General features: G+C 66.0%; 16 protein-coding genes and 1 pseudogene. 1 reads left to right on the forward strand and 16 read right to left on the reverse strand.

Annotation, left to right across the window (positions count from 1 at the left end):
* Positions 1-105: 105 nt before the first annotated feature.
* The 11 genes from BST15_RS20370 to BST15_RS20410 form a co-directional block, all read right to left on the reverse strand.
* Complete coding sequence (locus tag BST15_RS20370; RefSeq protein ID WP_046189357.1) at positions 106-465, reverse strand: HNH endonuclease; 360 nt, start codon at positions 463-465, stop codon at positions 106-108.
* On the reverse strand, positions 465-638 hold the full coding sequence (locus BST15_RS22290; RefSeq protein ID WP_165757155.1) for a hypothetical protein: 174 nt from the start codon (positions 636-638) through the stop codon (positions 465-467). Before BST15_RS22290 ends, BST15_RS20370 begins: the two co-directional genes overlap by 1 nt.
* Complete coding sequence (locus BST15_RS21940; protein ID WP_131701153.1) at positions 638-832, reverse strand: hypothetical protein; 195 nt, start codon at positions 830-832, stop codon at positions 638-640. The genes BST15_RS22290 and BST15_RS21940 overlap by 1 nt, the downstream gene beginning before the upstream one ends.
* Positions 829-1,071 (reverse strand): hypothetical protein, encoded by a 243-nt coding sequence (locus tag BST15_RS20375; RefSeq protein WP_046189356.1) that lies wholly within the window; start codon positions 1,069-1,071, stop codon positions 829-831. The genes BST15_RS21940 and BST15_RS20375 overlap by 4 nt, the downstream gene beginning before the upstream one ends.
* Before the next feature lie 3 nt (positions 1,072-1,074).
* Positions 1,075-1,299 carry a MerR family transcriptional regulator gene (locus tag BST15_RS20380; RefSeq protein ID WP_046189355.1) on the reverse strand — a complete coding sequence of 75 codons (225 nt, stop codon included), beginning with the start codon at positions 1,297-1,299 and terminating at the stop codon, positions 1,075-1,077.
* Between the two features lie 175 nt (positions 1,300-1,474).
* The gene (locus BST15_RS20385) at positions 1,475-2,173 is read right to left on the reverse strand and encodes a hypothetical protein (RefSeq protein WP_046189354.1); all 699 of its coding nucleotides are present in this window, start codon (positions 2,171-2,173) and stop codon (positions 1,475-1,477) included.
* Positions 2,166-2,513, reverse strand: a complete 348-nt coding sequence (locus BST15_RS20390; RefSeq protein ID WP_046189353.1) for a hypothetical protein — start codon at positions 2,511-2,513, stop codon at positions 2,166-2,168. Before BST15_RS20390 ends, BST15_RS20385 begins: the two co-directional genes overlap by 8 nt.
* On the reverse strand, positions 2,510-3,133 hold the full coding sequence (locus BST15_RS20395; RefSeq protein WP_046189352.1) for a hypothetical protein: 624 nt from the start codon (positions 3,131-3,133) through the stop codon (positions 2,510-2,512). The genes BST15_RS20390 and BST15_RS20395 overlap by 4 nt, the downstream gene beginning before the upstream one ends.
* On the reverse strand, positions 3,130-3,486 hold the full coding sequence (locus BST15_RS20400) for a DUF3310 domain-containing protein (protein WP_046189351.1): 357 nt from the start codon (positions 3,484-3,486) through the stop codon (positions 3,130-3,132). Before BST15_RS20400 ends, BST15_RS20395 begins: the two co-directional genes overlap by 4 nt.
* Positions 3,483-3,953, reverse strand: coding sequence for a hypothetical protein (locus BST15_RS20405; RefSeq protein ID WP_083071155.1), 471 nt, complete (start codon positions 3,951-3,953; stop codon positions 3,483-3,485). The genes BST15_RS20400 and BST15_RS20405 overlap by 4 nt, the downstream gene beginning before the upstream one ends.
* On the reverse strand, positions 3,946-5,214 hold the full coding sequence (locus tag BST15_RS20410) for a tyrosine-type recombinase/integrase (protein ID WP_052751313.1): 1,269 nt from the start codon (positions 5,212-5,214) through the stop codon (positions 3,946-3,948). Before BST15_RS20410 ends, BST15_RS20405 begins: the two co-directional genes overlap by 8 nt.
* A 353-nt stretch (positions 5,215-5,567) precedes the next feature.
* Between BST15_RS20410 and BST15_RS21945 the strand changes: the two genes are divergently transcribed.
* Positions 5,568-6,023, forward strand: coding sequence for a hypothetical protein (locus BST15_RS21945; RefSeq protein WP_131701152.1), 456 nt, complete (start codon positions 5,568-5,570; stop codon positions 6,021-6,023).
* 19 nt (positions 6,024-6,042) lie between these two features.
* Here BST15_RS21945 and BST15_RS20415 read toward each other — a convergent pair whose 3' ends face one another.
* The 5 genes and pseudogenes from BST15_RS20415 to BST15_RS22295 all read right to left on the reverse strand — a co-directional run.
* A complete protein-coding gene (locus tag BST15_RS20415) occupies positions 6,043-6,294 on the reverse strand; it encodes a hypothetical protein (RefSeq protein WP_046189350.1) in 252 nt (83 codons plus the stop codon).
* The gene (locus BST15_RS20420) at positions 6,273-6,521 is read right to left on the reverse strand and encodes a hypothetical protein (RefSeq protein WP_046189349.1); all 249 of its coding nucleotides are present in this window, start codon (positions 6,519-6,521) and stop codon (positions 6,273-6,275) included. Before BST15_RS20420 ends, BST15_RS20415 begins: the two co-directional genes overlap by 22 nt.
* The gene (locus BST15_RS22445; protein ID WP_198528267.1) at positions 6,514-7,293 is read right to left on the reverse strand and encodes a hypothetical protein; all 780 of its coding nucleotides are present in this window, start codon (positions 7,291-7,293) and stop codon (positions 6,514-6,516) included. Before BST15_RS22445 ends, BST15_RS20420 begins: the two co-directional genes overlap by 8 nt.
* Positions 7,290-7,532 (reverse strand): hypothetical protein, encoded by a 243-nt coding sequence (locus tag BST15_RS20430; protein ID WP_046189348.1) that lies wholly within the window; start codon positions 7,530-7,532, stop codon positions 7,290-7,292. The genes BST15_RS22445 and BST15_RS20430 overlap by 4 nt, the downstream gene beginning before the upstream one ends.
* Positions 7,525-7,910 (reverse strand): annotated as a pseudogene (locus BST15_RS22295) (hypothetical protein); the annotation flags it as partial. The gene BST15_RS20430 and the pseudogene BST15_RS22295, both read right to left, overlap by 8 nt.

Consider the following 7,910-nt stretch of genomic DNA (forward strand, 5'->3'; position numbering starts at 1 on the left):
GTGGGGCACCCCGGGGGGAGGGTGGACCCCATGGGTGCATACCTATGCAGTGCGCACGGTGGCGGCGGGGTTTGCTGGCCCGCGGGCGCGGCCCGTTCTCGCAGGTCAGCGGCGCGCTGTGGGTGTTCGGTCGGTCGTGCGGCCCTTGTGCTCGTTGCATGGTCGGCACGCCGCGCGGAGGTTGTTCTCGTCGAGCGCCAGGTCCGGCCGGCGCGCGGCCGGGATGATCTTGTCGACGGTGGTGGCGCGTCCGGTGCAGATGCCGCGGTAGCGGATCTGGCACTCGTAGCCGTCGCGGGCGAGGATCTTCGGCCGTAGCTGCTTCCAGGCGCGGTTGTTGCTGGCATGCGCACTGGCGGTGCGCGGTCCGGCCCAGGCGCGCGTGTGGTCCGGGCAGTAGCGATCGCTACCTGTGATCAGCTCATCGCAGTCGGCAGCCGGGCATTGCCGTGGTGCGCGAGGCATCAGGCCTGCTCGAATTGCTCTCGGCCGTCGAGGCTGTGATGCGTGATGACCCACCCGCACGATCCGTCGTCGGCGAGCACCAGCTCAACATCAGGCCCGCACACACAGTCGTCGTCGACCTCGTCGTGCTCGATCAGGTCATTGATCGGCAGGACGTGGACGGTCTGAGCCATCAGTCACGGTCCTCATTCGGGACAGGGTTGCACTGCGCGTGCAGGTCCCACTTAGCGGCTTCCAATAGGCCAAGTCCCTCAACCCATCCGACGCCGCCCTCGTAGGCAACGCTGTAGGTCTCCGCGCCGCAGGGCTGCAGGCTGCGCGTGATGATGATCTGCTGCAGGATCATCGGCTGGCCGGGATTGTTCATCGGTGCTGCTCGCTGGCTGCGTGGCCTGGCCAGGCGCCGGTGGCGCGGTGGTGCAAGTTGGCGCACAAGCCTTTCACCGTGCCGGGACTGACGTACTTGCCGAGTTCCACAACGCAACGGTTGAAGTCTCCGGGCACTCCCCAGCGGATCTTCACGGCACCGGCACCGTGCGACCAGTAGCGCATGAGCCGTTCAGTCGCGGTGGCATCGCTGGGTGTCGCTTCGCGGCCGGCGACCATGGCTCAGCGGCACATCTTCCGGATGCGACGCCTGGTCATCTGCTCGACCCGTGCGACGTCTCGCACCTTGTAGGTGCGCTGGCCACGTTCGTTGAGTCCAGCGACAGCGAGGTGTCCTCGCTTCACCCACTGGCTGATGGCCTGGGTGGTGACGCCACACAGTGCTGCAGCTTCGGTGGCGGTGATGTGACTGTCGAGCCCCTCGGGCGCCAGGACGCCGGTTCCCATGCGCGGTCTCGCTTTCGGAAGGCAGTACGCAAAAACCCCCGGACCGGTGTCTTGGCTCGGGGGTTTGGGCATAGCTCTGTCAGTTGCTCCTACGTAACATATCACGTCCGATACCGCCTTCGGCCGAAAGAACACTGCCAACGACGGACAGTGCGGCCCTTCTCAATTGCCGCTATCACTGGACCACCGTCGCGGGCTCGGACTTGGTGCAGGTCTCGATCAGCTTGGCTGTGAAGTCGTAGTGGTCGTAGGGGACGACGTAGCCACAGTTGCCGCAGTCGATCTGATCGCGGCGGATATCGATCGTGCGCACCAGCGTCTTGTGGTCGCAGCCAGGGCAGGGCTCAGGCAGGATCATCCGGGGCCGGGTCTGGCCGAGGCTGGCTCGGATCCTGTTGTGCAGCTCGTGGATCTCCACCGCGGTGTCGTGGGCCCAGTACTGGCGGCATAGGTCGGCGAAGTGGGTGGAGAGGAACGTCCACGCCGCGCGGACCTGGACGTGCTCGGCGCTACCTGGGTGCGGCGGCGGCTCCTGGCCGAGAACATCGGCGAGGCCGTCGTGTGTCCAGTTCAGGATGGCGACGATGCGATCGCAGGTGTCGCTTGCCCATTCGGCAGGGTGCCCATACTCGCGACTGCGGGCGCTGGCCCGGCGGCCGCCCTTGCGCCCGCTGGTGAGCATCGGCGCCGGCAGTCGCTCGTGGAGCTGAACCCAATCCAGGACGAGCCTGCGGATGTCGCGCCGGAACTTGGCCTGGCACCCGTGGTCGCGACCGTCCTTGCGGACATCGATGCAGATCCCGTCCCGTGTCGAGCGCGGGTTGCCGTCCTTGTCCTTGCACCCGGGATACCTGCAGGGGCGTAGGTCAGCCATGGGCGATCTCTCTCAATTGTTGGACTTGCGTCACCATCTCGGGACCGCCGTAGGTGCAGATGATGCAGCGGTACCTGCCGGCGTCCCACCTCATGAATGCTCGTGGGGTGTTCTGGTCGCATCCCTGGCACCAGTCGACGGCCTGCAGCGGATCGGCCGCGTCCAGGCCCGGGACGGCCGCGGCCGCCGGTGGCCGGAGCGCGTTGGGGGCCTCGGTAAGCAGGTCCCAGGCGCCCTGGAGCCCGAACCACTCCCAGACGGCTTCCGGGCCAACCGCTAAGACGACAACCAACGCGGCGACGTAAGCCACGACGCCCGCGATGATGACTTCGCCCGTCATAGGGGCCGCTCGTGGGTACGCGACCGGAATCGCTCCTTGCGGATACTGTCCCACGAATCGAGGTAGTAGGTGTCGAAGACCAGCGCAGGCGTTCCGTCGGGAGGGCTCCAAAGGTCGAGTTCGGTTGCAGCGCCAGAGAGTGCTGTTGCTGTTAGGCCGAGCTGGTGAATGGCGCTGTGCTTGATGCCTTTCCAGATGGCCGTGAGTTGGTCACCGTTGCCCATGCCTGCGAAGTTGATGAGGACCTCGACTGCTGCCAGGTACGCGTCGGTCTCGGCGATGAGTGCATCGAAGAGGAGTTCGCGGCCCTTGCTGGTGAGTTCGAAGTCGCCGCGGCATCCGCAGTCGCAGCCATCGACGAGACCGCGTTTCTTGACTCGCCGGAACTTGGCGAGGACGACCTTCCAGGGCACGCCTGGAACCTCGTCGCTGCGGACCGGGGCGTTGCGGTCTAGGCCTCCGAGCACCCGGGTCACGTCGTCGCGCAGGGCCCAGTACCAGTCGCCGCCGGGCATTGGGTCTTGGCAGCACGAGACGGCGGCCAGGAACACCACGTCGGGGATGTCGCGGGCGTGCCGATAGTTCGGGGGATCTGGTTGCGACGCGATGGAGGCGGTCACCGGTCGTTGCCGATCATGTCGGTGATCAGATCGCTGGCGGCCAGGGGCCGGCCGATCCGGATGAGGCTGAGCAGCCCGGCGCGCCTGCCGTTCCCGTCACTGGTCACTGCCGTTATCAGCAGCTGCTGGGCTTTGAATGGCGGTGCTGATGCGCATCCGTTCGCCGCGGTCCGGCGCAGGTACCAGCGGGCCTTGTCGAGGTCTTCATCGAGGTTGCCCTTGTCCCAGGCCCGCCAGATGTACTTGATGGCGTTGCCGAGAGTGAAGCTGCACAGTTCGGTGATCTCGATGCACTCGATGCCCGAGGGGTGAGATCCGTAGTGCGGCGGGTGGTTGACCATGTCAGCGCTCATGCTTCCCCCTGCTTGTCGAGTTGGTTCACTCTGGCGAATGCCCAGCCGCTGAAGTTGGCGGAGAGCACATCGGCGAGCGCGCCAGTGGTTTTGGTGGAGAAGCATGGGCTGCGCCAGGTGCGTTTGCGATAGGTCCACACGCCATCTGGTCTCTTGAGGTAGTAGCCGAGGTTCGCGCCGCCGTCGATGTCGTAGGGCGCGAAGTGTTTCATCGCGTCAATGAACGCTTGCCCGTAGTAGAGGTTGTATTCCTGCAATTGTGCTGCTACGGCGGCGATTTCGTCCTCAGTGGGCATGATGCCGTGGTCGGGTCCACTCTCTCTGACCACGATGCCGGTGATGTAGTTCCACCGCGGCCACGCGGTGGCGAGGATCGGTACGCGCAGGTTGGTTGCGAATTCCGTTTGATGTTTGCTGATGTCATGGTCGGTGTCCTCCCATGTGCGCCGGTAATACTCGTCAAACATCGGCCTCTCCTTCCTGTCTGTCCAGGTTGGCGAGGGCGGCGCGGATTCGGACGCTGTCGATGTCGAGGTAGACGCGGTGGGCGGTGGCGGAGACGTGGCCGAGGATGGCCATACGGGTGGCTTCGTCGACTCCGGCGTCGAGTAGGACGGTGGCGGCGGTGGCGCGGCTGCTGTGTCGGGTGACGTTGGGGAGGCCGGCGGCGGCCAGGGCGTCTTTCCAGCGGTTGTGGTCATCGGTGGGGCTGATGGGTCGGCCGTCGGCTTCGTGCCAGACGAGGTTGTGCGGGTTCGGGCCAATGTCCCGGATCTTGCGTTCGGCGAGCATGTCCCGCATCGAATCGGTGAGGGGAACCCGGCGGATGCTGGCTTTGGTCTTGGGTCGGGTCAGCGCCAGGTTGTTGTGCAGGGGCGTGTGTTCGAAGCCGCGGGGCCGCATCGGTGTGCGCTGCGGGCAGTGGCCGGGCATGCGCCGGCCGCAGCTCGCCTGGCGGGCGCCGGCCGGTGTGGGGCAGCCGTGCAGCCAGGGCAGGGCGAGTAGTTGCCAGGTCAGGTCGACGGTGCCGCCGGCGGGATCGAGGTCGACGCGGTCCCATTGCAGGCCGAGGATTTCGCCGCTGCGGGCGCCGGTCATAAACGCCACGGCCCAGCGGTCGGCGAAAGGATCGTGCTTGGCCTCAGCGGCGGAGATCAGTGCGCGGGCCTGATCGGCGGTGAGCTGCCTGCGGTCCTCGGGGGTGTGGCGCGGCTTGTGGACTGCCTCGGCCGGGTTGTGGTCGATGGCGCGTTCCCGTACCGCGTCGGCCAGGGCGCGGCGCATGACTGTGTCGCAGGTCAGGGCGTTGCGGGAGGTCGGGACGGCGGCGAGCATGCGGCGCAGGTGATGCGGCGCCAGGCGGCGCAGTGGCACGTCGCCGATCGCCGGGACGATGTGGTTGTCGATGACCGACAGGTACTTGCGGATCGTTGACGGCCGGACCTTCACGGCGTGGATCTCATCGGCCCACAACCGCAGCCAGCTGCCAGTGCTGTAGCCGCCGGCTGCCGCGTACTCCGCGTCCAGATCATCGATCAGCCGGTCGAGCTTCTCCGCGGCGATGACCGGGTCCATCGAGGAGACGGTGATCATCCGGCGCATCCCGGTGCGCACCGAGCGCGGGTCGCGGACCTTGCCGATCCACAGCCCGCCCACGCGCTGGAACAGGGTGCCGCGCTGGTGCCGGCGTGGCGGGTGCACGGGCGCACCGTCCTGACCTGCACTCACCGCTTCACCGCCCCTCGGAGTTGCCATCTCCCAAACACTCGCAGCCCGAACCGACAGCACCCCATCCCCGCAGCTCCACCCCGCAAACCCCGACCAGACCGTGCACCAGGGCACTGCACCCAGACCTGGCAATACCCCTATGGGCATATACGGTGACGGTGGTGCTGAGGGGCGCTTGGGCGATCCAGCATGCTCGCGGTCAGGCCGTCGGGCGGGAACCCTTCACCTGGAACCTGGTCGGGGGCACTTGATGTGCGATGGACCGAAAGCCGGCACGTCTTCCTCATTTCGGAACTATCGTCGACTCTCTAGTAGTTACCTGGAGCAAGTCCCTTTTATTGCACGGAGGTGAAATGGTGAGGGTTCTTCATTTAGCGCAGGCGTTGGTTGGATTCGCCGCGATTTCGGTTGCGAGCCCCCCGACAGCAATCGCTGCGCCACAAAAAGTCAGCGGACAGATAGCGTGCATCAATAGCGCATCACCCGTTGGAGTTTGGATTCAAGCGGAGAGTTCAAAGTCGGGATGGGCATCGAAGAACGTGCCGATCGAAATGGGCGGATTCTCGAAGGTCAACTTCTCATACACCTTAGACAAGGGTGGCAGATATCAAGTCCACGTGGGTTGCGGCGGTACAGCAAAGAACTGGGGAAGCAATATTAAGTCCGGCTACGTTTCTGGCAATCGAAACTTCGTATGCAACGACGCCAAACCCTGGACCATTGCTGCTTTCAAGGCTGTAGCTGGCCGCGTGTTCGGCAAGGCCGACTTGACGCAGGGCGTGCCCTACGGGAAATGCAATGTAATCTGACTGATCTGGCTCGCCCCCATCAGCTAGTACCCGCCTTGGCTTCTGCATCACGGCCGCGTGTCCACTGGCCCTGGTGCTTGCATTCGGCGATCAGCTGGCCGTCACTGAAACCGTGCGCGTAGATCTGCGCGGCCAGGTCGTGTAGCGCATATATGCCGGGCTCGTCGAGCGGCGTCCTGTTGTCGTACTGGCGGGCGTCGCGAAGCTCTTTCGCGGCGTAGCGGTCGACCAGCTCGGCAACCTGCCGAGTCACGATTCGGTTCTCGCCCACCGGTCACCCCCTCGGACTGCTATCGCTTGGCAGATGGCCCGGCCCGCCGCGCCGCCGATGCGGTCTGCGGCGTATTTGACGCGGGTGATGGTGTCGGCCTGGCGCAGGTTCCGGGCTACGAGCGCTTCCATCTCGACTTTGAGTTGTGCGAGTGAGGATTCGGCGGCCTCTGCGCGGGCTTGCCAGTGGTCGCGCTCCTGGGTGAATACCGCTGTGAAGTCAGGCATGGGCCAGTCCTACGGCCTGGGCTTTGTGGTGGGCTGCGGCGAGGAGCGCGGTGGCGGCCCAGCGGAAGTCTTCGATCGAGCGCAGGCACGAGATTGCGGCGATGAGGTTGCCGCGGTCTTGGACGGCGATGGTGGCCCAGCCGCCGTCGGCGCCGTCACGCCGCCATGCGATCCCTGATGGTTGTCCGTTGACGTACGCGAGTGGCCCGTCGGGCTCGGGGAGTTCCACAACCGCCAAGCGGGGGTGGGCGGCGGCCTTGATGAGATCAGCGGCAAACTTCTGTATCGCCTCCGGGTACAGCTGCGCTTGTGCCAGCCAATCTGCTGACAGTTTGCCGAGTTCCGGCTTCACCGCGGCGTATCCGGCCGCGTTCATGCCGGTGAGGGCGGCGTGGGCGAGCCGTATGGGGTCGGAGGCGGAAGATAGCCCGGCGTTTACGATTTCGGTCGCCATGTGCTCGATCAGGTCGGCCATCACCGCAACCGCCGGCTCGTAGGTGGCGGCGAAGATGGCCGGCTTGCAGGGGTAGAACTCGCCGGCCACCCCGCGGATGATCCAGTCGCCCGGCAACGCGGTCATCGTTCCTTCGAGCGTGCTGACGTGGAGCACGTGGCTGTCGCGGCGGCAGGCATCGCCGTCTGGGCAGTGGTAGGTGATGACGACATTGTTGGCGAGTGCCCAGTCGATGATTTGCGTTGCTGTGTCGGGTGTTCCGTCGAACTGCATAGCGTCGATCTCGACGGGCTTCTTGCGGTATCGCTGTGCGGTCATCGGGTCTCGGTTCCTCTCGGTTGGTTGCGTGCTGCGTTGCATGCGGCGATGCCGCGGCGTGCGGCTGGTGCGTAGTCGTGGTGGTGGCAGATCTGGCTGCCGCGGTAGCCGTCGGGGTCGCACAGGGGGCAGTCGGCGATCTCTTTGGGGTCGCGGTGAGAGCGTTCGCTGAGCTTGGGTGGGGGGTTGGGCAGGGCGGAGGCAATTTCGTCGGCGTAGGGGTCGCTGGGGTCACGCATGGGCGGTCTCGCGGTGTTCGCAGCGGACGGCGGGTTCTAGGGGGGTGCCGTCGGGGGCGAGGATCCAGCCGCCGCCGGCGCAGGTTTGGCAGGCGAGTCGGGCGGCTTCGGTGGCTGCGCGGGCGGCGCGGCGGCGTTCGAGGTCGTTGGCTTCGACGGTGGCGGCGTGCTGCTTGTCCCATTCGCGGCCCGCCTGGCACGCCCGGCAGGGCGTGGCGGCGTTGCCGTTCGGGTGCTTGGTGCATTGGGGGCGGGCGCCCAGGGCGGGGACGGGCTCCTGGTGACCTTCCGTGCTTACGTAACCACCGTTGGAGAGTGGAGTAGGAGAAGGAGAAGGAGTAGGGGCCGGGTTAGTGGGGGGGTTAACCCCTACCCCAC

The organism is Mycolicibacter arupensis, from assembly GCF_002086515.1.
Lineage (GTDB): Bacteria > Actinomycetota > Actinomycetes > Mycobacteriales > Mycobacteriaceae > Mycobacterium > Mycobacterium arupense.